The sequence below is a fragment of the Actinomadura sp. NBRC 104412 genome (genome assembly GCF_030269515.1).
Taxonomy (GTDB): domain Bacteria; phylum Actinomycetota; class Actinomycetes; order Streptosporangiales; family Streptosporangiaceae; genus Spirillospora.
On sequence record NZ_BSTM01000002.1, the window covers coordinates 413163 to 437732 of the forward strand.

The following is a 24570-nucleotide window of genomic DNA, read 5'->3' on the forward strand; positions in this document are numbered from 1 at the left end:
CCCGCATGATCGTGGAACGCCGGGTCGAGCTCCGTTTCTCGCGGGAGAGCCGCGAGGCGGAGACCCACACCAACCTGTCCGCCGTGCGCCAGGACGGCCGGTGCCTGTGGGTGGCCGGCGACGAGACCGCGACCATCGAGCGGCTGACCGCGGCCACCGACGGCGCGGGACGCGTCACCGGCTACGACGGGCAGCGCACCGTGCGGCTGGCCGACCTGGTCGACCTGCCCGCCGGGCCCGACGAGGAGGCCGACCTGGAGGGCCTGGCCCGCGCCAACGGCTGGCTGTGGGCGATCGGCTCGCACAGCCTCAAACGCAAGAAGATCAAGCCGGGCCGGCCGGACGCCAAGTCCCGCAAGCGGCTGGCCAGCGTGGTGCGCGAGGACAACCGGTTCGTCCTCGCCCGGCTCCCCCTGGTCACCGGCGACGACGGGCTCCCCCGCGTGGTAGCCGACGACGGCGGGCGCCGCGCCGCGCTGCTGGGCGGCCACAAGGACTCGATCACCGACCTGCTGGAGGACGACCCGCACCTGGCGCCGTTCCTGGCCATACCCAGCAAGGACAACGGGATCGACATCGAGGGCGTCGCCGCCCACGGCGACCGCCTCTACATCGGGTTCCGCGGGCCGGTGCTGCGCGGCTGGGCCGTGCTGCTGGAGATCCGCCCCGAGACCCATCCCCAGGACCCGTCCCGGCTGCGGCTGCGCCCGCTCGGCGACGGCGACGGCGACGGCGACGGCGACGACCTGTACCGGACGCACTTCCTCGACCTGGGCGGCCTCGGCATCCGCGACCTGTGCCCGCACGGCGACGACCTGCTGATCCTCACCGGGCCGAGCATGGACCTGGACGGCCCCGTGCGCGTGGTGGCCTGGCCGGGCGCGGCCACGGTGGCCGCGCCCGGCATCGTGCCCGCCACCGACCTGCGGGTCCTGGGCGAGCTCCCGTACGGGGAGGGCGACGACCACGCGGAGGGCATCGCGCTCCTGGACGAGACCGGCGAGGACGGGCGCCCCAAGCTGCTGGTGGTCTACGACAGCCCGTCCGAGGACCGGCTGACCCCCGAGGGCGGCGTGCTGGCCGACGTGGTGTCCTTCGAGCACCCCGAGTAGGCCCGTCACGGCGAGCGATCCGGCAATCCTGGCGACCGGACGATCTCCCGAAATTGCCGTGGATTCCCCTCGAACATCGGCCGTACTGGAGGCATCCAACAGGGCAGGGCGGGCGGGTTCGGCCCCCCTGCCCTGTGCGTGCGGGCTTTTCTGGACAGGCGACGACGGGATCTGGATACTCACTGCTATGGACGGTCAGCCCTCATATCCGGTGCGAGCGTCCGATATGGAACGCGACCGGGTACTGCAGGTGCTCAGCGAACGGGTGGCCGAAGGCCGGATTTCGCATGAGACGTTCGAGCGCCGCGTCGACCAGGCGTTGCGCGCCCAAAGCCAGGCGGAGCTGGCCGACCTGGTGCACGACCTGCCCCCCACCAACCGCGTGGTCGGGCGCCTGACCGGGCTGATCTCCTCGGTGTCGCAGATGACGGCGCGGTTCGAGGCGGCCTGGCGGGCGCCGCGGCTGCCCCGCTTCACCCTGCCCCCGGCGGGGCTGACCCGCATCGTGGTGGGACGCGCCCCCGGCTGCCAGTTCATCCTCACCGACCTGACGGTGTCGCGGTTCCACGCCGAGATCTACCGCCACGAGGACGGCTGGATGATCTCGGACCTGGGGTCGATGAACGGCACCCGGCTCAACGGCTGGCGGCTCACCGGCCCGTCCAGAGTCCGCCCCGGCGACGAGGTCGGGTTCGGCAACTCCAGCTTCATCGTCGCCTCGTCCTGACGGCCGCCGGTCCGCGGGCACCGCGCGAGGACGATCGCCCCGGCGGATAGGGTCGGCCGGGACGGCATGCCGGCACGAGCGAGCCGGGACGGGCAGGGAGAGGCAGGGAGGGACATCGTGCTCATCGGGTTCGCCGTGCCGGTGTCGGGCGGCTGGGCGACCCCCGCCCGGCAGGCGCGGATCGCCCAGGAGGCCGAACGGCTCGGCTACCACTCGGTCTGGACGCTGCAGCGCCTGCTCAACCCGGCCGGCTCGCAGGATCGGACGTACCGGGCCGTCCCCGACCCGCTGGTGACGCTGGCGTACCTGGCGGGGCTGACCGAGCGGGTGCGGCTGGGCGTGGCGATCGTCAACCTGCCGTTCTACTCGCCCGCCCTGCTGGCCAAGCAGGCCGCCACGCTCGACCACGTCAGCGGCGGGCGGCTGGACCTGGGCATCGGCCTGGGCTGGATGCCCGAGGAGTTCGCGGCGGCGGGCGTCCCGATGGAGCGGCGCGGCGCCCGTGGCGAGGAGTTCCTGGCCGCGATGCGGTCGCTGTGGGCGAGCGGCTCCGGCGGCGGCCCCAGCGAGTTCCACGGGACGTTCTACGACCATCCGCCGGTGGTGATGGAGCCGGGTCCGGCGCAGTCGCCCGAGCCGCCGATCCTGCTGGGCGGCGCGGCCGAGCCCGCGCTGCGCCGCGCGGGCCGGCTGGCCGCGGGCTGGGTGAGCGCCAGCCGCGCCGACCCCCGCACGCTGGGACGGTCCATCCGGATCGTCAAGGAGGCGGCGGAGAAGGCCGGGCGGGACCCGTCCACGCTGCGGTTCGTGTGCCGCGCGGCGGTGCGCGTCAGGGCCGCGGGACGCGCGGACCGGCGCCCGCTGCACGGGTCGTTCGAGGAGGTGCGCGCGGACTTCGCCGACATCGCCGCGCAGGGCATGACCGAGCTGTTCGTCGACCTCAACTTCGATCCCGAGATCACCGGGCCGGAGGCCGATCCGCGGGAGTCGATGCTGCGGGCCGAGGAGGCGCTGCGGGCCTTCGCCCCGGGGGGCTGACCCGCGGCTCCCCCTCGGCCGTTACGGACGGGTGACAGGGTTGGTGTTACAAGGGTTGTGTTTTACAGGGATTGCGTTACGGGGTTGTGTTACGGGGGTTGGTGTCACAAGGGCGGCCTGCGTCCTTCCCACGGGGTACTGAGCACCACCGTGGTGCGGGTCGCGACGTTGGCCTTGGCGCGGATCTGCTGCAGCAGCTCCTCCAGTTCGTTGGGTGAACCCACCCGCACCTTCAGGATGTAGCTCTCCTCGCCCGCGACCGAATGGCACGCCTCGATCGCGGCCAGGTCGGCCAGCCGGTCGGGGGCGTCGTCCGGCGCGGCCGGGTCGATCGGCTTGATCGACACGAACGCGGTGAGCGGCAGCCCGATCCGCTCGTTGTCCAGCTGTGCGGTGAACCCCTTGATGACGCCGCGCTTCTGCAGCCGCCGCACCCGCTGGTGCACGGCCGACACCGACAGGCCGGTCTCCTTGGCCAGATCGGTGTAGCTCATCCGGCCGTCGTCGGCCAGCAGCGCCATGATCTGACGATCGATCTCCTCCACCCCGGAAATCTAGCGTGTGCCGGTCATGGCGTGGGCCGGATTTCCGGCCCGCTCCGGCGGGGCGCGGCGCCGCGCGGCGGCGGCCCGCAGCTACCTCTGATCACCAGTTCGGACGGCAGCAGGACGGGCCCGCCGCCGCCCCTTCGCGGACGTTCGCGCACGGCCCGTTCCGCGGGCGCGCGGCCCGCCTGCGCCGGCCGCCGGGACGCCCGGTCCCGCGCCAGCAGCTCGCAGGCGCGATAGCCGATGTCGTGGCCGGGACGGGCGAGCGCGGTGAGCGGCGGGTCGCACAGCTCGGCCCAGGGAACGTCGTCGACCATGGCGATGGACACGTCGGCGGGCACGCGAAGGTCGAGCTCGCGGGCCACCAGCACGGCGGCCTCGCCGAGCAGGTGCCCGGCCGCCAGCACCGCGGTGACGCCGCCCGCCGGGTCGCGCCGCTGCAGCAGCCCGGCCGCGGCGGCATAGGCGGCGTCGCGCTCATGCCGGGCCGCGACCATCAGGTCCTCATCCACCGCGACGCCCAGGGCGCGCAGCGTGTCCCGGAACGCGCGCTCGCGCACCTCGACCGGGCCGCCGGGCGGCGCGCCGGGCAGCGCGGCGCCGAGGAAGGCGATGCGCCGGTGCCCGAGCCCGACCAGGTACTCGGTGAGGGTCCGCACCCCGGCGCGGTCGTCGGCCAGGACCGCCGGGACGCCGGGCAGGCCGGGCAGCACCCGGTCGGCGAACACCACCCCGGCGCCGACGCGGGCGGCCGAGTGCCAGGCCGCCGTGTCCCCGGCGGGAACGGCGATGATCCCGTCCACCCGCTGCTCGGCGAGGCGGTCCACGATCTCGGCCTCGCGGGAGGGGTCGCCGTGCGCGGCGTCCACGATCACGTGCTCGCCCAGGCTGCGCGCGCACGACAGCACCCCGGCGACCAGCTCGGCGTAGAAGGGGTCGGTGACGTCGGGGACGACCACGCCGATGCCGCCGCCGCGCCGCAGTTTCAGCCCGCGGCCCAGGGCGCTGGGCCGGTAATCCAGCTCGCGCGCCGCGGCCAGGACGCGTTCGCGGGTCTCGGCGCCGACCGACCCCGTCCCGGAGAACACCCGGGACACGGTGGCGATGCCCACCCCGGCCGCCGCCGCCACGTCCTTGATCGTCGCCGCCCGTTCCGTCACCGCGCCATCTTCCCACGACCGGCGTTTTCTGGAAACGTTTCCATGGTGTTGACTCCCCCCATAAGCGATGTGCCCTTGTGGGCATGAGGCGATGGAAACGTTTCCAAGCGAAGGGGATCCTGGCATGGCGGGGATCGTGCTGGACAAGGTCAGCAAGGTGTACGGGGGCGGCGTCCGCGCCGTGGACGGGCTGGAACTGGACATCAAGGACGGCGAGTTCATGGTGCTGGTCGGCCCGTCGGGCTGCGGCAAGTCCACCGCGCTGCGGATGATCGCCGGCCTGGAGGAGATCACGGACGGCACGATCACCATCGGTGACCGGGTGGTCAACGACCTGGCGCCCAAGGACCGCGACATCGCGATGGTCTTCCAGAACTACGCGCTCTACCCGCACATGACGGTCGAGCAGAACCTGGCGTTCGGGCTGAAGCTGCGCGGGGTGTCCAAGGAGGAGCGCGCCAAGAAGGTGCAGGAGGCCGCCAAGATGCTCGGCCTCGAGCAGTTCCTGTCGCGCAAGCCGGCGGCGCTGTCGGGCGGCCAGCGGCAGCGGGTCGCGATGGGCCGCGCGATCGTCCGCGAGCCGCAGGCGTTCCTGATGGACGAGCCGCTGTCCAACCTGGACGCCAAGCTGCGCGTGTCGATGCGCGCCTCGCTGAGCCAGCTGCACGAGCGGCTGAAGGTCACCACCGTCTACGTCACCCACGACCAGGTCGAGGCGATGACCCTGGGCGACCGGGTGTGCGTGCTGCGCGAGGGCCGCCTCCAGCAGGTCGACACCCCGCAGCGGCTGTTCGACAACCCGGTCAACCTGTTCGTGGCCGGGTTCATCGGTTCGCCCGCGATGAACTTCGTCTCCGCCGACCTGGTGCGCGGCGACCAGGGCGTGCACGTCGCCTTCGCCGGGCTGACGCTGCCCGTCCCCGATGACCTGCTGGAGGACAAGCCCGGCCTGGACGCCTACTTCGGCCGCAAGGTCATCCTGGGCATCCGCCCGTCCGACTTCGAGGACGCCGCGCACGCCAAGCCGGACTGGGCGCCGCTGCACGCCACCAGCAGCGTCACCGAGGAGCTCGGCAGCGAGATCAACGTGATCTTCACCATCGACGCGCCGCCGGTCGAGCACAAGGACACCGCCGACCTGGCCGAGGACGCCGCCGAGGGCGAGGCCGACATGGCGATCCCGCTGGTGGAGAACAAGGCGCTGTGGACCGCCCGCGTCAACTCGCGCTCGCAGGTGCGCCCCGGCCAGCCGATCGAACTGGCCGTCGACACCCGCAGGCTCCACTTCTTCGACCCCGCCAGCGGCCTGGCCATCGGCCACCCGGCGGCGGCCTCCGCGGGCGTCCCCCTCGGCAAGTCCTCCTGACCGAGGCCCCGTCCACGACCGGCCACGACCGGCCACGACCCGGCCATGACCCGGGCGGCGCCCCGGATGCGGCGACTCCTCCACGGTCGCGTCACGAGGCGCCGCCCGTCCCCCTGCCCGGGTCAGCCGACGATGACGACGCCGCGCTCGGTGGCGTTCATGCGCTCGAAGCCGTTATCGGTGCACACGACGATGTCCTCGATGCGGGCGCCGTGCGGGCCCGCGTAGATGCCCGGTTCGACGGAGAAGGCCATGCCGGGCTCCAGCGGCTCGGTGTTGCCCGCGACGATGTAGGGGTCCTCGTGGGTCTCCAGGCCGATGCCGTGCCCGGTGCGGTGGAAGAAGTGCTCCCCGTGCCCGGCGGCCGCGATGAGGTCCCGGGCGGCGGCGTCCACCGCCTCGGGCGTGACACCGGGCCGCACCGCCTGGCAGGACGCCTCCTGCGCCTCGCGCAGCACCTCGTAGTACGCGGTGTAGTCGGCCGGCGGGGTGCCCACGCAGTAGTTGCGGGTGGAGTCGGAGCAGTAGCCGCTGGGCATCGTCCCGCCGATGTCCACCACGACCGGCTCGCCGGGACGGATCGTCCGGTCGGTGGGCTCGGCGTGCGGGTTGGCGCCGTTGGGTCCCGACCCGACGATGACGAAGTCGACGCTCACATGGCCCTCGTCCAGGATGGCGTCGGCGATGTCGCGCGCCACCTCCTTCTCCGTGCGGCCGGGCTTGAGGAACCCGGGGACGCGCCTGTGCACCCGGTCGATGGCCGCGCCCGCCTCGCGCAGGGCCGCGACCTCGGCGGGGCTCTTGCGGATCCGCAGCTCCCGCATCACAGCCCCGGCCGCGACCTGCTCGGCGCCGGGCAGCGCCGCGCGGAACCGCAGCGCCATCGCCGCCCACATCCGGTCGGCGACCGCCACCCTGGCCCGCTCCCCCCTGGCCTTGGCCTGGGTGAGCCGTGCGGCCACCAGCGCGTAGGGGTCGTCGGTCTCGTCCCAGGGCACCAGTTCCACGCCGAGCGCGCCCGCCGGGGACTCCTGCGCGGCGGGCAGCTCCAGGCGCGGCACCACCAGGAACGGCTCGCCGCCCGCCGGGACCGCCAGGCAGGTCAGCCGCTCCAGCGCCCGCGCGTCGTAGCCGGTCACGTACCGCAGGTCGGGGCCCGGCGTCAGCAGCAGGGCGTCCAGGCCCGCCTTCTCGGCCGCCTCCCGCACGCGCGCGACCCGCTCACGCGGATACAACTCCGTCGTCACACCCGTCTCCTGTCCTCTGCACCTGTCGTATCTGTTCGTGTCCGGCCATCGTCTGCACTCTTTCTCGCGTGCATCTGTCGTACCGGTGTCCGCACACCGCATCCTCGTGCATGCCGCGGCGGGCGCGAAATGACGGGGTGGCGTGGGACGATGTGCGGCATGAGCGGGCTGATGCTGCTGGACACGCCGTCGCTGTACTTCCGCGCCTTCTTCGGCGTGCCCGAATCGGTCACCGCGCCCGACGGGACGCCGGTGAACGCGGTGCGCGGCCTGGTCGACATGATCGCGCGGCTGGTCCAGGACCGCCGGCCCGAGCGGCTGGTGTGCTGCATGGACGCCGACTGGCGCCCGGCGTTCCGGGTCGCGGCGCTGCCGTCCTACAAGGCGCACCGGGTCGCGCCCGACGGCGGCGACCAGACCCCGGACGCGCTGGAGGCGCAGCTCCCGCTCATCGACGCGGTGCTGAAGGCGTTCGGACTGGCCATCGCCGGCGTGGCCGGGTACGAGGCCGACGACGTGATCGGCACGCTGGCGGTGCGGGGCGCGCGGCACGGCCCGGTCGACGTGGTCACCGGCGACCGCGACCTGTTCCAGCTCGTGGACGAGCGCGGCCCCGTCCAGGTCCTGTACACCGCGCGGGGCATCCGCAACCTGCAAGTGATGGGCGAGAAGGAGGTCGCGGACAAGTACGGCATCCCCGGCCGCGGCTACGCCGACTACGCGACGCTGCGCGGTGATCCCAGCGACGGGCTGCCGGGCGTGCCGGGCATCGGCGACAAGACCGCCGCGGCGCTGGTGACCAGGTTCGGGTCGCTGGAGGGGATCCTGGAGGCGCTGGAGGCGGGCACGCAGGAGGGCTTCCCGCCGGGCGCGCGCCGCCGGATGGAGGCGGCGCACGAGTATCTGGCGGCGGCGCGGACGGTGGTGCGGGTGGTGACCGACATCGACGACCCGGCGTTGCGGGAGCTGGACGACCGGCTGCCCTCCACGCCGCGCGACCCGGAGGCGCTGGTGGCGCTGGCCGACGAGTGGGCGCTGTCGGGCCCGGTCAACCGGCTGCTCAACGCACTGGCCGCGCCCTGAGCCGCCGCCGTGCGCACGCGCCCGGCACACGTCACGGTGCTGTCACCGGTGCGGTCACCGGGCCGGTCACGGGGTGGCACCGGGCGATCGCGGGGCGGCACTGACCGGCCCTCGGGCGCCGAGAATTCCGGGCGGAGGGGGACGGAGAGGTCGTGAATGTGTCAGATGACGCAGACAGGCCGCTCGTGGAGGCGCACGATCCTGATCAATATCGGGTTTCCTGGGAGATGTGGATCACACGAACGCGCGGCGACCGGAACGCCCCGCGCCTCGCCCCCGGCCGGCGCGGCGGCGCCTTCCGGGGCCTGCGCATGAGCGGGCCGGTGCCCGCGGCACTGGGCCTCACCGCCCCACTCCCCCCAAATGCCGCGGGCACCGGCTCAGATCGCAGCCCCAACGACCGACCTGCCCGGCATAGGCGGCATTCCCCGGGCGACGCGCGCCGGCCGACCGGGGGCCGTGCCGCCAGGCCACCGGAGTCAGTTTCGCCCCGACCCGCGAGCCCTCCACCGAGGGCCCAGGAAACGGACCACCCGTGACGGAAAGGAACGCACCGCCGTACAACAGCGGCCCCAACGGACACGGCCCCAACGGCCGGCAGGGATTCTGGTACGCCCTGGACGACGCGCAGCGCGCCGCGCTGCGCGAGGTGTCGCGCCCGCGCCTGTACGCGGCCAAGCGCCCGCTGTGCTACCAGGGCGAGCAGTCCGACCACATCGTCATCATCGAGAGCGGCTGGGCCAAGGTGACCTCCTCCACCGAGGACGGCCACGACGTGGTGCTCGCCGTGCGCGGGCCCGGCGACCTGGTCTGCGAGAGCGCGGTGCTGGGCGGCCGGCACCGTTCGGCGACGGTCACGGCGCTGAGCCCGGTACGCGGCCTGGTGGTGCCGGCCGCGCGCTTCACCGGGTTCCTGGACGCCAACGCCGCGGTGTGGAGGCTGGTCAGCAACACCTTCGTGGACCGTCTCGACGCCGCCGACCGGCGCCTTCAGGCGCATGTGGCGGCCAAAGGCGCGCAGCGGCTGGCGCTGCTGCTGTCCAACCTGGCCGAGCTGTCGGCCCGGCACGTGCCGCCCTCCGCGGACGGCAGCATCGAGATCGCGCCGCCGCTGTCGCAGGAGGAGCTGGGAAGCTGGATGGACGCCTCCCGTGAGACGGTCGCCCGCGCGCTGAACACGCTGCGCCGGAGCGGCCTGGTGCGCACCGGATGGCGTCGCGTCACCGTGGTCGACCTGCCCCGGCTGCGCGCCTACGCCGACGACCCCTCGTCGTCCTGAGCGCCGCCCGGCGGCCGGCCCCGGAACGAGGCCGGCCGCCGGGCCGCGGGTCAGCGGCGGGTGGCGCGGCGGCGGTTCCACGCGCGCCCGCGCCAGTCGGCGCTGCCGCCGACCCCGGCCAGGTGCAGCGCGATGAGCAGAAGCCCCACCGTGACCAGGGTCTGGTAGTCGAACGGGTCGGTGGCGACGTCGGCCAGGTCGAACAGCAGTGCCAGGCCGAAGACGATCGCCGCGAGGATCGCGAGCATCGGGGGGACCTCCCTTGCGCGAGGTGGTGCGCGGTTGCCCCTGCCCGATGTCCCCGGAGCGGCGTTTCAAACCACGCCTTCTTTTCCGGACGCGCGGCAATTACCGTCGCCACGGCGGGCGGCAGCGGAGCGGCTCAGGCGGCCGGGTCGATCCTCAGGTCGCGGCCGAGGTCGGCGGTGACGGCGGCGTTGAGGCGGTAGGCGCGCTTGACCTCGGCGATGATCCGGGCGCGTTCGGCCCGGTCCCAGGGGGCGTCGTCCAGGAGGGCGCGGTAGCGGTCCTTGTAGGTCTTCGGTTTGCCGGGGAAGCGGTAGAAGCGGACGCCGTCGTCCCCGGCGGCCAGCCCGAAATTCTTGCGGACCTGCACGCCGATGTACTGCCCGCCGGACAGGTCGCCCAGGTAACGGGTGTAGTGGTGGGCGACGAAGCCGCCGGGCCAGCCGAAGCAGACCTCGCGCAGCCGTGCGCAGTAGCGGCGCGTGGCCTCCACGGTGGTGAGCCGGTCGCGCCAGGCGGGCCCGTACAGGTAGGCCAGGTCGGCTTCGAGGGCCTCGCGCCTGCGCAGCCCGTCCATGATGAACGGCCCGGCGACCGGGTCGGCGGCCATCGCGTCGGCGGCCCGTTCCAGCAGGTCGTAGACGGGGTGGAGCTGGGCGACCAGCGCGGCGTACTCCTCGCGGCCCAGCCGGCCGTCGAACAGCGCGGTCATGTACGGGGAGCCCTCGTTGTCGCCGTGGTCGCTCCAGGTGGCCTCGCGCAGTTCCGCGGCGAATCCCCGGCCGGGGCGGCTCATCGCGGCTCCCTCCTGTCGGTCCGGCTTTTCCGACGCACCGTCGGCTACTTTACCGACAGAGCGTCGGAAACAACACGGTGATCTCAGTGACCCTCGGGCGCGGCGATGCCCAGCGACTCCCGCGCCTCGGTGGCCATGCGGACGACCTCGTGCCGCACCTGGGCGCGCTCGGTGAGCCGCCGGCTCCAGGGGATCCGGACGGGGACGTCGTGGCCGTCGACGGTGGCCACGAAGTCGATGCCGTCGGCGTCCAGGCCGCTCATCCGCGCCCTGCCCGCGTCCGGGCGCCCGCCGAGGGCCCGGCAGATGAGGAGGCAGTCCTGCGCGTGGTCCTCGTTCATGTGCCGCGCTATCTGACGCACCACCTCCTCGCCGAAGGGGTCGCCCGCGGAGTCTCCCTCGCCCATACTTGTCCTCATCTCTCACCCGTGCCCCTCCCTTTACGGTAGGGGCGCATCCACGATTGAACCTTGCCCGGATCGCGGCCCGTACAACGGGGCAGGCCCGCGACTCTCGGCTGGCGATGGGGGGCTTGATTTGGGTTCGGGTCTTCGATGACCGGGCCGGACGGGACCGGGGACGCCGCAGGCGACCTGTGGGTCCGGCTTCTGGGCGCGCTGGAACGCCCCTGCCCCGTGTGCGGGGGCGCCGGTCGCATGCGCAGCCGCGAATGGCGCGCGTGGCGTGCCCGGACCGACGAGCTGGTACGGGTGGTGGAGGCGGCCCGCCGCGCCGCGACCATGCCCGCCGGGGACGGTGCCCCTCTAGCCCCTTCCGCCCCTTCCGCGCCGCCCGAGATCGGCGCGGTGAATCGGGGCAACGGCGGCCCGTCCCAGCGTGACCCCTACGACACCGACCCCTACCGGACGGCGCCCTACGCCCCCGGCCCGTCACAGACCGACCCCTACCCCGGCGACTCCTCCAAGGACGACTGGTACGCCGACGACCGGTATCCCGACGACCGTTACCCCGACGACCGGTACGAGCCCGACCCGTACCCCATCGACGGCGACGACTTCTACGACGGGGAGATCGACCCGGGCGAGGGCATGTTGCGCGCGCTCGTGGCGCGGGCGGGCAGGCAACCGGTGCCTCGGCTACCGGACGAGGAGGAGAGCCCCCCTCCCCCGAAGCCGGTGCCCGACAACCGCCCGGCCCGTCCCGCGACGGGCCCGCAGCCCACGGTGCCGATCACGGCCAGCAACCCGCCGCAGCCCCAGGGGCCGCCCGCCGCGATCGTGTCGGCGTTGGACCGCGCCATCAACGAGCACATCAGGGCGCGCCCGACGGGCCCCGAGGTGGTGCCGTGCGAGGAGTGCCGGGGCACCGGGCGGACGCTCTCCGAGGCGGGCGTGGGACTGACGCGGTTCCTGAAGCGGTACGGCCTGGTGTGGGCCGACCCCGGCATGAACGGGCAGGGTTCCAACGGGCAGCCCATGAATGGGCAGGGTGTCAACGGCCGTGGCTTGAACGGTCAGGGCGTGCCGCCCGTACAGCGCAGGGACGGCCCCTTTCCCCCATCCGCGTGAGGGCAGACGTGACCGACACCACCCGGGGCACCGGACGTGGCCCGTCCTTGGCCGCACCCGGCGGTGCGGCACGCCCGGCGGCTCCGTGGGCGGGGGCGGTGGTGGCCTCGCTGGTGGTGCTGGCGCTGGTGGTGCGGTTCGGCGGGGCGTTCAGCGCGGAGGCGGTGCCGGGGCTGACGCGATCGGGGGCGCTGACCAAGGGCGGCTTGGCCATCGCGGAATTGGCGGCGCATCTGTGCTCGGCGGTGGCGGCGGGCCGGCTGCTCCTGGCGGCGGTCTTCCTGCCGGGGGACGCCCCGGCCGCCCTGGTGCGCCGCCATCTGCGGGCGGCGGCGCTGTGGGCGGCGGCGTGGGCGGTGGCGGCGCTGGCCGTGGTGATGTTCTCGGCGGCGGACCTGTTCGGCGTGCCGGTCACCACGGGCGTGACGGGCAACATGCTGCGCACGTTCCTGCTGGAGCTGCCGCAGGGCCGGGCGCTGATGCTCGTGGCGCTGGCGGCCGTGGCGGTGGCCGTGCTGGCGCAGACGACCTCCACGCCGTCGGGAGCGGCCGGGCTGCTGCTGGTGGCGCTGGCGGGTGTGCTGCCTCCGGTGTTCACCGGTCACGCGACGGCGATGGCGTATCACGCGTGGGCCGTCTACAGCCTGGTGGCGCATGTGCTGGCCGCGGCCCTGTGGGTGGGCGGCCTGGTGGTGCTGGTCGCGGTGGGCCGCGACCCTGATCGAACCGGTGCCGGGTCGTTCCCGGCGGTGGTGGCCCGCTACAGCGCCCTGGCGGGGGCCTGCTTCGCCGTGGTGGCGGTGAGCGGCCTGGTGAACGCGTGGGTGCGGCTGGGCGGGTTCGACGTGGGGTCCCGGTACGGGGCGCTGGTGGTGGCCAAGGCGGCGGCCCTGGTGGCGCTGGGCGGGTTCGGGTGGTGGCACCGGCGGGTGAGCGTCCCCGGCCTGCGTCCGGTGCCGGGGCCGGGGGCCTCGCCGTCGGATCGGCGCGGCCGTGAGGTGTTCGTGCGGATCGCCGCCGTCGAGGTGGTGGTGATGGCGGCGACGATGGCGCTGGCCACGGGCCTGTCGCGGACGCCTCCGCCCGAGGTGCCGCAGGGCACCCTGGACCTGGTGGCGCTGAAGCTGGGGTTCCCGCTGCCGGGCCCGGCGTCCTGGGAGGCGTTCCTGCTGAACTGGCGCCCGGATCCGCTGCTGCTGCCGCTGGTGCTGCTCGGCGCCGTCCTGTACGGGGCCTGGGTGCGGCGGTTGCGCCGTGCCGGGTGGTCCTGGCCCGTGCCGCGCGTCGTGGCGTGGTACGGGGGGCTTGCGGTGATGCTGGTGGCCACGTCCGGGGGGCTGGCCCGTTACAGCATGGTGCTGTTCAGCGCGCACGTCGTGCAGCATCTGCTGCTGAGCGTGCTGGTGCCGGTGCTGCTGCTGGCGGGCGCTCCGGTGACGCTCGTCCTGCGCGCCCTGCCGCGCCGGCCGGACGAGGGCGGGCGGGCGGCGCGTGAGCTTGTGGTGGCGGCGCTGCGCAGCCGGGCGGTGGCGGCGGCGTGCCATCCGGTGGTGGCTCCGCTGGTGTTCGTGGTGTCGCTGCACGGGTTCTACTTCTCCCCGCTGCTGGAGACGTCGTTGCGCGACCACGCGGTGCATTCGGCGGCGATGGCGGTGTTCGTGGTGGCGGGCCTGGCGTACCTGTGGCCGCTGGTGGGGGTGGATCCGCTGCCGCGGCGCCCGCCGCCGTGGGCGCGGTTCCTGCTGGCGGCGGCGGTGGTGGTGCCGTTCCACACGGTGTTCGGCGTGATGGTCTTGGGTTCGGGCGAGGTGCTGGCTTCCGGGTGGTTCACGCGCCTGGGCCGTACATGGGGGTCGTCGCCGCTGGCCGACCAGCGGCTGGGCGGCGGGCTGCTGTGGGCGCTCGGCGTGATCGCCGCGCTGACCGTGATCGCCGCGCTGGCCAACCGGTGGCTGCGGGACGGCCCGCCCGTCCACCGGGCCGTCCCGCTGGCCGTGGAGGCTCAGCTCACCGAGGAGTAGGCGACGACGCCGCGCCGCATCGCGTCCATGGCCTTGCGGGCGGTCCTGCGGACGTGGGAGTCGGGTGGTGAGGCGTCGGCGACCTGCCCGAGCAGGTCCACGAGCTGCTTGACGGCCCGGACGAAGTCACCGGCGGTCATGTCGGTCTCCAGCAGCACCTCGTCCAGGTCCTGGCCCTTGGCCCACCGGTAGGCGGTCCAGGCGAACCCCAGGTCGGGTTCGCGCAGGAAGGAGACGCGGTTGTCCTTCTCCACGCCGTCCAGCTCCCCCCACAGCCGCACCATGGCGGCCAGGGCGTCGCGGGTGGGCCCGGTGGGGGTCTTGGGCGGGGCCGCGTCGTCGGGCTGCCGCGACTCGTACACCAGCGCGGACACGCACGCGGCCAGCTCGGCGGGATCGAGGGTGTCCCACAGGCCGGCGCGCAGGCTCTCGGCGGTGAGCAGGTCCAGCTCGTTGTAGATGCGGCCCAGGCGGCGTCCCTCGTCGGTGACGGCGCCGTCCCGCAGGTAACCGAGCTGTTCCAGGACGGCGCACACGCGGTCGAACGTGCGGGCGATGACCTGGGACCGTCCCTCGACGCGGCGGCGCAACTGCTCGGTCTCGCGTTCCAGGCGGAAGTAGCGTTCGGCCCAGCGGGCGTGGTTCTCGCGGTCGGCGCAGCCGTGCACGGGGTGGGCGCGCAGCTCGGCCCGCAGCCGCGTGATCTCCTCGTCCTCGGTGGCGGGGGTGTCGCGGTGGCGGCGCCGTTCCCGCACCCGTTCCTGCACGTCCTCGGGCAGCTTGTTGCGCAGCGTGGACGCCAGGTCGCGGCGGGCCTGCGGGTTGCGCGGGCTGAAGGACTTGGGGATGCGGATGCGCTCGACGGGGTCCACGGGACGGGGGAAGTCCTGCACCGACAGGCGCTGCACGGACCGGTTCACGGTCAGCACCAGCGGGGCGGGCCCGTCGGAGCGGCGGCCCAGGCCCGGGTCCAGGACGACGGCGGCGCCGGAGCGGCGCCCGGCCGGCACCAGGATGACGTCGCCGGGCCGCAGGTGCTCCAGGGACCGGGCGGCCTCCGCGCGGCGGGAGGAGGACCGCTCGCGCGACACCTCGGCCTCGCGGTCGGACAGGCGGCGGCGCAGCGCGGCGTACTCCATGAAGTCGCCCCGGTCGCATTCGGCGGCCTTGGCGTAGCCCTCCAAAGCCTCCTCGTTCTTGCGGACCTGCCGGGCCAGCCCGACGACGGCACGGTCGGCCTGGAACTGGGCGAAGGACTCCTCCAGCAGGTTGCGGGCGCGCTCGACGCCGACGGCGCCGACGAGGTTGACGGCCATGTTGTACGACGGCCGGAAGCTGGAGTTCAGCGGGTAGGTGCGGGCGCCGGCCAGCCCGGCGACCGAGCCCGGGTCGACGCTGGGCGTCCACAGCACCACCGCGTGCCCCTCCACGTCGATGCCGCGGCGCCCGGCGCGCCCCGTGAGCTGGGTGTACTCGCCGGGGGTGAGGTCGACGTGGGCCTCGCCGTTCCACTTGTCCAGCTTCTCGATCACGACGGTGCGGGCCGGCATGTTGATGCCCAGCGCCAGCGTCTCGGTGGCGAACACCACCTTGATCAGCCCGCGGGTGAACAGCTCCTCGACGATCTCCTTGAAGGTGGGCAGCATCCCGGCGTGGTGGGCGGCGATGCCGCGCTCCAGCCCGGCCAGGAAGTCGTCGTAGCCCAGCACGCGCAGGTCGTCGGGGGAGATGTCGGCGGTGCGCAGCTCGGCGTGCGCGCGGATCTCCTCGGACTCCTCCTTGGAGGTGAGCCGCAGGTTGGCGTTGAGGCACTGCAGGACGGCGGTGTCGCAGCCGGCGCGGGAGAACACGAAGGTGATGGCGGGCAGCAGCCCGGCCCGGTCCAGCCGTTCCACCACGTCGGGACGCGAGGGAGGCCGGAACCGCGTGGGGCGGGGCGCGCGGCGCCGTCCCGTCCGCCGCCCCTGGTTGATCTTGGCGCGGCGGACCTCCTCCACGGCCATCCGCTGAAGCTGCGGGTTGATCCGCGCGGGCCGGTCGGCGCCCTTCCCGCCGCGGCCCTTCCCGGGACCGGTGTCGACGAACAGGTCGTACAGGCGCGTGCCCACCATCATGTGCTGGAACAGGGGGACGGGCCGGTGCTCGTCGACGATCACGGCGGTGTCGCCGCGGACGGCCTGCAGCCACTCGCCGAACTCCTCGGCGTTGCTGACGGTCGCCGACAGCGCCACGATCCGCACCGAGTCGGGAACGTGGATGATCACTTCTTCCCAGACGGCGCCGCGGAACCGGTCGGCCAGGTAGTGCACCTCGTCCATGACCACGTACGCCAGCCCGGACAGGGTGGGCGAGGAGGCGTAGAGCATGTTGCGCAGCACCTCGGTCGTCATCACGACGATCGGGGCCTCCCCGTTGACGCTGTTGTCGCCGGTGAGCAGCCCCACCTTCGCCGCCCCGTACCGGGCGACCAGGTCGGCGTACTTCTGGTTGGACAGCGCCTTGATGGGGGTGGTGTAGAAGCATTTGCCGCCGCCGGTGAGGGCCAGGTGGACGGCGAACTCCCCCACCACGGTCTTGCCGGAGCCGGTGGGCGCGGCGACCAGCACGCCGCTGCCGCCCTCCAGCGCCCGGCACGCCTCGAGCTGGAACGGGTCGAGCTCGAAGTCGTACAGGGTGCGGAAGTCCAGGAGGGCGGGGCCGTTCCCGGCGGTGCGGGCGCGGTAGGCGGAGTACCGCTGCGCCGGGGACCCGGCTGCCGACTGCGTGTCGGGCGTGGTCATGGTTCGAGCCTACGTTCAGTCACGGCCCGATACCCAATTCGGGGCTCGCCCACCTGGACCAGCACGGGGTCCATGGGGGCGGGAGGGCCTGGGGACGGGCGGGTTCGGGCGGTCAGCGTGAGGTCTCGCCCTTTTCCAGCTCGGCGTCGATGGCGTCCAGGTCCAGTGGGGACGCCTCGTCGTCGGACAGGCCCTCGTAGGGGTCGGGGCGGCGGGCCCGGCGGCGGTCGTTGAGGAAGGCCAGCAGCGCCGACACCTCGAACAGCAGGACGGTGGGCATGGCCAGGGCCAGCATGGTGAACGGGTCGGCGCTGGGGGTGGCGACGGCCGCGAACACGAAGATCCCGAACACGATCATGCGCTGGGAGCGGCGGATCCGCGCGGAGCTGAGCACTCCGGCCAGGTTGAGGATCACCACGAAGAGGGGCAGCTCGAAGGTCAGGCCGAACACCAGCAGCATGGCCAGCACGTAGCCGAGGTAGTGGTCCACGGTGATCAGCGCGGCCACGTCCTCGGGCACGAACCCCAGGAAGATCGACAGGCCCTTGTCGACGGTGATGTAGGCCAGCGCGGTGCCGACGAGGAACAGCGGGATGGCCGCGCCCATGAACACGTACGTCCAGCGGCGCTCTTTGCGGTACAGGCCGGGCGCGACGAACGCCCACAGCTGGAACAGCCACACCGGCGAGGAGATCACCAGCCCGAGGATGAAGGCGATCTTCAGCCGGAGGAAGAAGGAGGAGAAGATCCCGTTGACCACCAGGGAGCAGTGGCCGTTGAGGTCCTTGGAGGCGTCCAGGGCGCAGTAGGGCTCCTTGAGGAAGTCCCAGACGGGGCCGAAGAGGATCCATCCGATGACGGTGCCGACCAGGATGGCCAGCATCGCCTTCAGGAGGCGGTTGCGCAGCTCCCGCAGGTGGTCCATCAGGGGCATGCGCCCCTCGGGGTCGGCGGCCCGCGGTGTGGTCAGCTTCATCGTGGCAGCTCTTGGATCCGGTCGGTCTCGTCGCAGGGGGTCGCGTTCGCAGGCGGGGGGTCGGACCGAAGGCCGGCAGCGCCCCGATCAGGGGACGCCGGCCCGGCCGGACCCGATCAGGAGCTCTTGCGGGCCTTGTAGTCCGACACCGGGACGCCCTCGATCGGCTCGCCGGAGGGCAGCTCGCCCTGGCGGCGGACCCGGGCGGCCTGGTCGACGCCGGCCTCGCGCTCCAGCCTGGCGGCCTCCTCGCGCAGCCGGGCGGCGCGTTCACGGGCGTCGGCGGCCGGAACGTCCTGCACGGCGGGCGCCGGCGCGGCCTCGGCCTTGCCGTCGTCCTTGTCGTCGTCCTCGCGCAGGCCCTTGGTCTCGGCCTTGAGGATGCGGGCGGACTTGCCCAGGGAGCGCGCCAGCTGCGGCAGCTTGGCCGACCCGAAGATCAGCACGACGACCAGCAGGATGATCAGCAGTTCGGGGGTCCCGATGTTCGGCATGTGAGTCCTCTTCAGCAGCGTGGTGCGTGGTGGTGCGTTACGACGATCGTACGCCGTCATCGGTCGGTTGTGCCTCACGGGATTCCCGCAGCGTGTGCAGTTCATCGCGCAGCTCGCGATGTTGGGGCCGCAGTCGCCTCCGGGCCCGCTCCAGTTCACGCGCGAGCCGCCGCACCCCCAGGTACACCCTGAACGAGCACACGCCCAGGACGGCCAGGCCCGCGAAGCCCAGCACGACCGACACCCCGCCCCATGTCACCCGAGCCACGGTATCCGAAAACACCGAACCCCGCGCCCCCACGACCAGCCACTCACCCCATCCCAGCCGTCACCCCGGCCCCGAACGGCACCCAGGCGTCGCGGCCCGCGCCCCGAAGCCTAGAAATACAGCTTCAGGGCGCGGGCCGCGTCGGCGCGGATGTCTTCGGCGAGGTCGGCGGGGGCGATGACGCGGCCCTGGTCGCCGAGGCGCAGCGCGAGGCCGCGGATCCAGCGGGTGTCGGGGGTGCGCAGTGTGATCCGCAGGCGCCCTTCTCCCAGTTCGGTGACCTCGTCGCAGGGGTAGTAGTCGGCGACCCAGCGGCCTTGCGGGGTGAGTTCGAGGGTGACGGGAGTGTCGCCGGGTGAGGGCCGGAAGAGCCCGGCGTCGACGTCGCGGGGCTCGGCGTCGGCGGGGACCTGGGCGGGGACGTCCAGGCGGCGCAGCGCGGTGATGCGGTCGAGGCGGAAGAGGCGGACGGCCTCGGCGCGGCGGCACCAGCCTTCCAGGTAGGTGTTGCCTTCCACGACCAGCAGCCGCATGGGGTCCACGTCGCGTTCGGTGTTCTCGTCGCGGGCGGGCACGTAATAGGACAGGTGGACGCGGCGGCCGTCGCCGATGGCCTCACGCAGCCGCCGCAGCGTGTCGCCGCGGGCGTCGACCTCCACCGCGACCTTGCCCGCGGCCTGGGCGGCGGCCCCGGCGGCGCTCTCCAGCTTGGCGATGACGCGGCTGAGCGCGTCACGGTCCTGCAGGTCGGGGATGCCGGCGAGCATGCGCAGCGCCACCAGCAGGGCGCTGGCCTCGTCCACCTTCAGCCGGAGGGGCCGGGCGATCGACTCGGCCTCGGTCACGGTGATCTCCCCGCCCTCGTAGGACAGGTCGATCGGGCAGTAGGGGTCGGGGGCGCGCAGTTCCACGCACCACAGCAGGTTGAGGTCGTCGATCAGCTGCTTCTGGGTGATCCCGAACGCCTCGGCGGCCTCCTCCAGCGCGACCGAGTCGCGGTTCACCACGTACGGCACCAGCGCCAGCAGCCGGGCGAGGCGGCCGGTGGAGGTGGTGGCGGCGGTCTTGGCGGTCATGTGGGGCTCATCTCGGGCTCGTCGTCGCGGCCGTCCTCGCCCGGCCCGCTGCCGGCGGCGAGGGCTGCCTTGAGGTGCTGGATGACGGCGTCGCGCAGGTCGGGCGGGTCCAGGACGACCACGTCGTCGGCGAACCTGGCCAGGTAGGGCGCGAAGCGGTCGGTGTCGCGGAAGGTGAGGGTGGCCTCGTCCCAGGTCCCGTCGCCGACGGGACGCACGTCCTTGGCCCAGCGGCGGGGGCCCTGGGCGGCGCCGGCCCGCAGCCGCACCGTCGCGGGGCGCGGCTCGCTGACCGGGTCCTCCCAGTCGAAGGCGATGCGGCGCACGTCCACGCCCTCGGGGACGGTGACGGATCCGGCCGGCCCGTCGGGCACCACCTCGCCGGTGATGCGGCTGAGCCGGAACACCCGGGTCTGCCCGCGGTCGCGGTCGTGCCCGACCACGTACCAGCGGCCGCGGCGGCTCACCACGCCCCACGGCTCCAGGTGCCGGCGGGCGGAGGCGGTGCGGCCCACGCCCTGGTAGTCGAAGGCGACGGGGCGGCCGTCGCGGACCGCCTCCCACAGCGCGGGGAACGCGGGCTCGCCGGTGTCCAGGCGCGGCTCGATCGCCATGGCGGACCCGGCGCCCACCGGGTCGGTCTCGACCCCGGCGGCGCGCAGCTTCAGCAGGGCGCCGGAGGCGGCGTCGGCCATGCTGGCGCGCTGCCACACCCGCGCGGCCAGGCCGAGCACCGCGGCCTCGTCGGGGGTCAGGTGGATGTCGGGCAGCTCGTATGCCTGCGGCGGGATCCGGTACCCGATCTCCTCGCCGGTGCCGCCCGGCTGGTCGCTGCCCACCTCCAGGGGGACGCCCAGCTCCCGCAGCTCCTCCTTGTCGCGCTCGAACATCCGCTTGAACGCCTCGTCGGAGTCGGGGTAGCCGGGGACGGCCCGCCGGATCTGCTCGGCGGTCAGGTAGCGCCGTGTGGCCAGCAGGCACACCACCAGGTTGAGCAGCCGCTCGGTCTTGCGCCGCGACACGTGCCACCTCCCGCCTTCACGCCGCCCGCGGGCCCCGGGCGGGGCCCTCAGCCGATTGTCCCGTTTCCCGGGGTCCTCCCGGTCCTTTTCCACGATCTTTGGTGCCGCGCGGCCGCCGTACCGCCCGCCCGGGACCGTCCCAGGACGCTACCGTTTCCCTGTGATCCGATGGCGCGAGGGCACGGTCGAGGGTATCCGCCGGGAATGGCCGGGGGCGGTCGAGCTGGACGTCACGATCGGGGACGACGGGACGCACCGCGCTCTGGCCTACCCGGCGCTGGTGGGCCGTCCCGAACCCGGCGACACCGTCCTGCTCAACACTACGGCCTTGGCGCTGGGGCTGGGCACCGGCGGGTACGCGATCGTCGTGGCCGTGCCCGACCGGCTCCCGCCCGATCCCGCGGGCCCGGGGCACATGGTGAAGGCCCGCTACACGCCGTTGCAGGCCACGGTGCTGGGCGCCGACGAGCAGGACTCCCCGCACCACGCGCTGCTGCGCGACGCCGACTCCCTGGACGGGACGCCGGTGATCGTGGCGGATCTGCACTCGGCGCTGCCGCCGATCCTGGCGGGGCTGCTGGCGGCCCGTCCGGGCACCCGCGTGGTGTACGTGATGACCGACGGCGGCGCGCTGCCCGCCTGGTTCTCGATGTCGGTCGCGCGGCTGCGCGAGGCGGGCGTGCTGGCCGGGGCCGTCACCGCCGGGCAGGCGTTCGGCGGCGACCTGGAGGCGGTGACCGTCCACAGCGGGCTGCTGGCGGCCCGGCTGGTGCTGGACGCCGAGGTGATCGTGGTCGCGCAGGGCCCCGGCAACCTCGGGACGGGCACGACTTGGGGGTTCTCGGGGGTGTCGGCCGGGGAGGCGGTGAACGCGGCGGCCGTGCTGTCGGGACGGCCGGTGGGGTCCCTGCGGGTCAGCGAGGCGGACGCCCGGGAACGGCACCAGGGGGTGTCCCACCACAGCCTCACCGCCTACGGCCGGGTGGCGCTCGCCCGCGCGCAGATCGTGGTGCCGGAGCTGGGCGGCGCGTTCGGCGCGCGGGTCGCCGGGGAGGCGGCCACGCTCGGCGAACGCCACGACCTGGTCCCGGTCACCGTGGAGGGCCTGCACCAGGAGCTGCGCGAGGCGGAGGAGGAGTGGGGCGTGCGGATGTCCACCATGGGACGCCGCCTGGACGCCGACCTCTGCTACTTCCTCACCGCGGCCGCCGCCGGGCGCCACACCGCGACCCTCCTGTGACGCGGGTTCCCGAGCATCCTCAGATCATGACGTGGTGAGGACGCCGCCGCGGCCGGCGTCCCGTGGCGGGTGGAAGTCGCGGAAGGTGAACGCGCGCGGCGAGGGCCCCTCGGCGCGCAGCAGTTCCAGGCGCTCGACGCCCTCGTCCAGTGAGGGGATGTGCCCGGCGGGGATCCACCACAGCACCAGGTGCGGCTCCACGTGCCGCTCGAACCATTCGCGGCGGCGGCGCAGCGCCTCCAGGTGCGCGCTGCGGTACACGTAGTTCCACAGCGCCTCGCGTCCCTCCCACACCGAGAAGTTGACGATCACGTCGGCGCCGACGGGACGCAGCGCGGTGGCGTCGGGCGCGCCCTCCTCCACCAGCCGCCAGACGAACCCGGGCGTGCCGTCGGCGAGCGCGTTCAGGGGACCCAGGAGCTCCACGAAGCCCGCCATCTCGGGATGGTCGAGCGGGAGCCGGAGGGTCGCGACGTTGAACTGGGCGAGATGGAAGAGGTGACCGGGCATGCGCCCAGCCCACCACGCCCTTCCCTCTATGTCAATCCCTGTTGTTTTTAGAAGCCTCGGCCACGACGCAGCACCAGCCCGGCCGCGCGTCGATCCGCACCCGCACCGCCTCCGAGCCCCCCAGCAGCCCCTCCAGCAACGCCAGGTTCATCCCGCACACCAGCGGCGGGAACCGCTCCGACAGCGCGTGGAAGGGGCAGTTGCGCATGCGCAGCACCCCGCCGTCCATCCGCGGCTCGTAACCGCGCCGCTCCAGCAGCGCCGCAGCCTCCTCCAGGCCGCCGCAGGGACCCCCGGCCTGCTCGCGCAGCTCCGCGCCGTGCCGCCGCGCAGCGTCCGCCAGCGCGGCGTCCAGCCCCGCGGCCTCGGCCGCCTCCGCCAGCAGCCCCGCCGCCGTCCGGTAGTCGCGCGGCGGCACCGACACCCCGCGCTCCTCCCCCGACCGCCGGTACAGCTTGGCCGGGCGGCCCGCGCCCGGCCCCGACCGGCCCGTCAGGCGGCGGCTCACCGTCTCCAGCAGCCCCGCCTCGACCAGCCTGTCCAGGTGGAACGCCGCCAGGGTGCGCTGGACACCGGCGGCCTCGGCCGCCTCGTTCCGGCTGACCTCGTGGTCCTGCGCCCCCACGTACTCGTACAGCCGCCGCCGCACCGGATCCCGCAGCACGGCGATCGCCTCGATGTCCTCCACCCGGCCATACTAAGAACAACCGGCATGCGCTTTAGAAGGCCGCGAGGACGGCGGGCCGTTGTGCGGGGACCCGAACAGGCGCCTCAATGGGCGCCGAGGATGTCGACGACGAAGACCAGGGTGTCGTCGCCCTTGATGCCCGCCTGCGGCAGGCCCTGCTTCCCGTACCCGAGCGACGGCGGCACCACCAGCAGCAGCCGGCTGCCCACCCGCTGCCCCACCAGCGCCTGGTCCCAGCCCTTCATCACCTGGCCGGTCCCGATCGTCGCCGCGTAGGGCCGCCCCGCCTTCCACGACGACTCGAACGCCTTCCCGTCCCGCCAGAACACACCCACGTACTGGAGCGCCAGCAGCCGTCCCTTGGCGACCGGCGCGCCCTGCCCCTCGATGAGCGTGCGCACCTGCAACGACCTGGGAGGCGCCGTCTTCGGGACGGTCACCGACGGGCCCTGGCCGGGCCGCGCGTCCCCGACCTTCGGCAACCGCGGATCGTCCAGCGGCTGCGCCCGGCCCCGCGCCGCGGCCGACCCGGTGTAGATCGCGCGCACGTCCAGGACGTACAGCAGCGTGTCACCGGCGCCGACCTGGTGCTGCATGGCGCCCCTGTCGCCGTACCCGTCCTTCGGGGGGATCTTGGCGACGACCCTGCTGCCGACCTTCGCGCCCGCCAGCGCCCGCTCCAGCCCCGGCACCAGCCGTCCGGTCGGGAACGCCCCCGGACGCCCGGTGATGTAGCTGTTGGCGAGCAGCCTGCTGCCGTCCTTGTTCCACCGGTACCCCACGTAGTCGGCCACGACCAGGTCGCCCTTGCGCGCCTCGGCGCCCCGGCCGCCGGCCACCGTCTTGACCGCCAGCTCGGCGCCGGGCGCCTCCTCGGGGAAGCTCACCTCCGGCCGGGAGCCGAACGCCCCCTTGACCGAGACCTCCACATCCTCGTCCGACCCCGAGCAGCCCCCGGCGAGCAGCAGCGGGACGGCGAGCACGGCGGACACGGCGGCGAGGGCGGGCACCAGGGTCGCGCGCGAAAAGGAGAGTCGACGGCGCATGCGGGTCCTTCGGGTCCTTCAGGGTCTGCACGGTTCTGCGTGGGTCCTGCGTGAACACGGCACGGGTCGCCGCGGGACGGTCACGGGGACGCCGTGAGACTCACGAGCGTAACCGCGCGCTCACCCTACTCCCCTGTGACCCGCCGGTAGCCTCACTCCGCCGTCCCGGCCACCGGCCGGCCTCACATCCCGGCGATGAGCTTGTCGACGCGTTCGTCCACCGAACGGAACGGGTCCTTGCACAACACCGTCCGCTGCGCCTGATCGTTCAACTTCAGATGCACCCAATCCACCGTGAAATCACGACGCTTCTCCTGC

The 24570-nt window shown here is 73.7% G+C and carries 24 protein-coding genes; 9 read left to right on the plus strand and 15 right to left on the minus strand.

Annotated features, from left to right (window positions below; genetic code table 11):
• Positions 1-5: 5 nt before the first annotated feature.
• The 3 genes from QSK21_RS04330 (at position 6) to QSK21_RS04340 (ending at position 2877) form a co-directional block, all read left to right on the plus strand.
• Positions 6-1112, plus strand: a complete 1107-nt coding sequence (locus QSK21_RS04330; protein ID WP_285693863.1) for a DUF3616 domain-containing protein — start codon at positions 6-8, stop codon at positions 1110-1112.
• A gap of 211 nt (positions 1113-1323) precedes the next feature.
• Positions 1324-1839 carry an FHA domain-containing protein gene (locus QSK21_RS04335; RefSeq protein WP_352231248.1) on the plus strand — a complete coding sequence of 172 codons (516 nt, stop codon included), beginning with the start codon at positions 1324-1326 and terminating at the stop codon, positions 1837-1839.
• Between the two features lie 117 nt (positions 1840-1956).
• The gene (locus tag QSK21_RS04340) at positions 1957-2877 is read left to right on the plus strand and encodes an LLM class flavin-dependent oxidoreductase (protein ID WP_285693865.1); all 921 of its coding nucleotides are present in this window, start codon (positions 1957-1959) and stop codon (positions 2875-2877) included.
• A 104-nt stretch (positions 2878-2981) separates the two neighbouring features.
• On the opposite strand, the gene QSK21_RS04345 is transcribed toward QSK21_RS04340, so the two are convergent.
• Together QSK21_RS04345 and QSK21_RS04350 are read right to left on the minus strand one after the other, a co-directional pair.
• Positions 2982-3422, minus strand: coding sequence for an Lrp/AsnC family transcriptional regulator (locus QSK21_RS04345; protein WP_285693866.1), 441 nt, complete (start codon positions 3420-3422; stop codon positions 2982-2984).
• Between the two features lie 23 nt (positions 3423-3445).
• Positions 3446-4585, minus strand: coding sequence for a LacI family DNA-binding transcriptional regulator (locus tag QSK21_RS04350; protein WP_285693867.1), 1140 nt, complete (start codon positions 4583-4585; stop codon positions 3446-3448).
• 124 nt (positions 4586-4709) lie between these two features.
• Here QSK21_RS04350 and QSK21_RS04355 point away from each other — a divergent pair, with 124 nt between their 5' ends.
• Complete coding sequence (locus tag QSK21_RS04355) at positions 4710-5951, plus strand: ABC transporter ATP-binding protein (protein WP_285693868.1); 1242 nt, start codon at positions 4710-4712, stop codon at positions 5949-5951.
• A 122-nt stretch (positions 5952-6073) separates the two neighbouring features.
• Here the strand turns inward: QSK21_RS04355 and QSK21_RS04360 are convergent, their stop codons facing one another.
• Positions 6074-7198: a M24 family metallopeptidase gene (locus tag QSK21_RS04360; RefSeq protein WP_285693869.1), complete on the minus strand. Its 1125-nt coding sequence runs from the start codon at positions 7196-7198 to the stop codon at positions 6074-6076.
• 159 nt (positions 7199-7357) lie between these two features.
• On the opposite strand from QSK21_RS04360, the gene QSK21_RS04365 reads away from it, so the two are divergent.
• Positions 7358-8281, plus strand: a complete 924-nt coding sequence (locus QSK21_RS04365) for a 5'-3' exonuclease (RefSeq protein ID WP_285693870.1) — start codon at positions 7358-7360, stop codon at positions 8279-8281.
• A 535-nt stretch (positions 8282-8816) separates the two neighbouring features.
• Complete coding sequence (locus QSK21_RS04370) at positions 8817-9560, plus strand: Crp/Fnr family transcriptional regulator (RefSeq protein WP_285693871.1); 744 nt, start codon at positions 8817-8819, stop codon at positions 9558-9560.
• 50 nt (positions 9561-9610) lie between these two features.
• On the opposite strand, the gene QSK21_RS04375 is transcribed toward QSK21_RS04370, so the two are convergent.
• The 3 genes from QSK21_RS04375 to QSK21_RS04385 all read right to left on the minus strand — a co-directional run bounded on the left by QSK21_RS04375 (position 9611) and on the right by QSK21_RS04385 (position 11009).
• Positions 9611-9808, minus strand: a complete 198-nt coding sequence (locus tag QSK21_RS04375; protein WP_285693872.1) for a hypothetical protein — start codon at positions 9806-9808, stop codon at positions 9611-9613.
• Positions 9809-9942: 134 nt separating this feature from the next.
• Complete coding sequence (locus tag QSK21_RS04380; protein WP_285693873.1) at positions 9943-10602, minus strand: biliverdin-producing heme oxygenase; 660 nt, start codon at positions 10600-10602, stop codon at positions 9943-9945.
• Positions 10603-10685: 83 nt separating this feature from the next.
• Entirely contained in the window at positions 10686-11009 is a 324-nt protein-coding gene (locus tag QSK21_RS04385; RefSeq protein WP_285693874.1) for a DUF2470 domain-containing protein, read from the minus strand.
• A gap of 147 nt (positions 11010-11156) precedes the next feature.
• On the opposite strand from QSK21_RS04385, the gene QSK21_RS04390 reads away from it, so the two are divergent.
• Positions 11157-12131 carry a hypothetical protein gene (locus QSK21_RS04390; RefSeq protein ID WP_285693875.1) on the plus strand — a complete coding sequence of 325 codons (975 nt, stop codon included), beginning with the start codon at positions 11157-11159 and terminating at the stop codon, positions 12129-12131.
• An 8-nt stretch (positions 12132-12139) separates the two neighbouring features.
• Entirely contained in the window at positions 12140-14152 is a 2013-nt protein-coding gene (locus QSK21_RS04395; protein WP_285693876.1) for a bifunctional copper resistance protein CopD/cytochrome c oxidase assembly protein, read from the plus strand.
• On the opposite strand, the gene QSK21_RS04400 is transcribed toward QSK21_RS04395, so the two are convergent.
• The 6 genes from QSK21_RS04400 to QSK21_RS04425 form a co-directional block, all read right to left on the minus strand.
• Positions 14134-16932, minus strand: a complete 2799-nt coding sequence (locus QSK21_RS04400; RefSeq protein WP_285693877.1) for a DEAD/DEAH box helicase — start codon at positions 16930-16932, stop codon at positions 14134-14136. The genes QSK21_RS04395 and QSK21_RS04400 overlap by 19 nt on opposite strands.
• Positions 16933-17044: 112 nt before the next feature.
• Positions 17045-17908 (minus strand): twin-arginine translocase subunit TatC, encoded by an 864-nt coding sequence (gene tatC / locus QSK21_RS04405; RefSeq protein WP_285693878.1) that lies wholly within the window; start codon positions 17906-17908, stop codon positions 17045-17047.
• Positions 17909-18024: 116 nt separating this feature from the next.
• Positions 18025-18402, minus strand: a complete 378-nt coding sequence (gene tatA / locus QSK21_RS04410; RefSeq protein WP_285693879.1) for a Sec-independent protein translocase subunit TatA — start codon at positions 18400-18402, stop codon at positions 18025-18027.
• 37 nt (positions 18403-18439) lie between these two features.
• Complete coding sequence (locus tag QSK21_RS04415; RefSeq protein ID WP_285693880.1) at positions 18440-18661, minus strand: hypothetical protein; 222 nt, start codon at positions 18659-18661, stop codon at positions 18440-18442.
• A 119-nt stretch (positions 18662-18780) separates the two neighbouring features.
• The gene (locus QSK21_RS04420) at positions 18781-19746 is read right to left on the minus strand and encodes a helix-turn-helix transcriptional regulator (protein ID WP_285693881.1); all 966 of its coding nucleotides are present in this window, start codon (positions 19744-19746) and stop codon (positions 18781-18783) included.
• A complete protein-coding gene (locus QSK21_RS04425; RefSeq protein ID WP_285693882.1) occupies positions 19743-20768 on the minus strand; it encodes a helix-turn-helix transcriptional regulator in 1026 nt (341 codons plus the stop codon). The genes QSK21_RS04420 and QSK21_RS04425 overlap by 4 nt, the downstream gene beginning before the upstream one ends.
• A 160-nt stretch (positions 20769-20928) precedes the next feature.
• Between QSK21_RS04425 and QSK21_RS04430 the strand changes: the two genes are divergently transcribed.
• Entirely contained in the window at positions 20929-22008 is a 1080-nt protein-coding gene (locus QSK21_RS04430) for a DUF3866 family protein (RefSeq protein WP_285693883.1), read from the plus strand.
• Positions 22009-22032: 24 nt separating this feature from the next.
• Here the strand turns inward: QSK21_RS04430 and QSK21_RS04435 are convergent, their stop codons facing one another.
• From QSK21_RS04435 to QSK21_RS04445, 3 genes are all read right to left on the minus strand, one after another.
• On the minus strand, positions 22033-22518 hold the full coding sequence (locus tag QSK21_RS04435; RefSeq protein WP_285693884.1) for a DUF3291 domain-containing protein: 486 nt from the start codon (positions 22516-22518) through the stop codon (positions 22033-22035).
• A gap of 31 nt (positions 22519-22549) precedes the next feature.
• Positions 22550-23206 (minus strand): helix-turn-helix transcriptional regulator, encoded by a 657-nt coding sequence (locus tag QSK21_RS04440; RefSeq protein ID WP_285693885.1) that lies wholly within the window; start codon positions 23204-23206, stop codon positions 22550-22552.
• Between the two features lie 83 nt (positions 23207-23289).
• Positions 23290-24252, minus strand: a complete 963-nt coding sequence (locus tag QSK21_RS04445) for an FKBP-type peptidyl-prolyl cis-trans isomerase (RefSeq protein ID WP_285693886.1) — start codon at positions 24250-24252, stop codon at positions 23290-23292.
• Positions 24253-24570 lie beyond the last annotated feature (318 nt).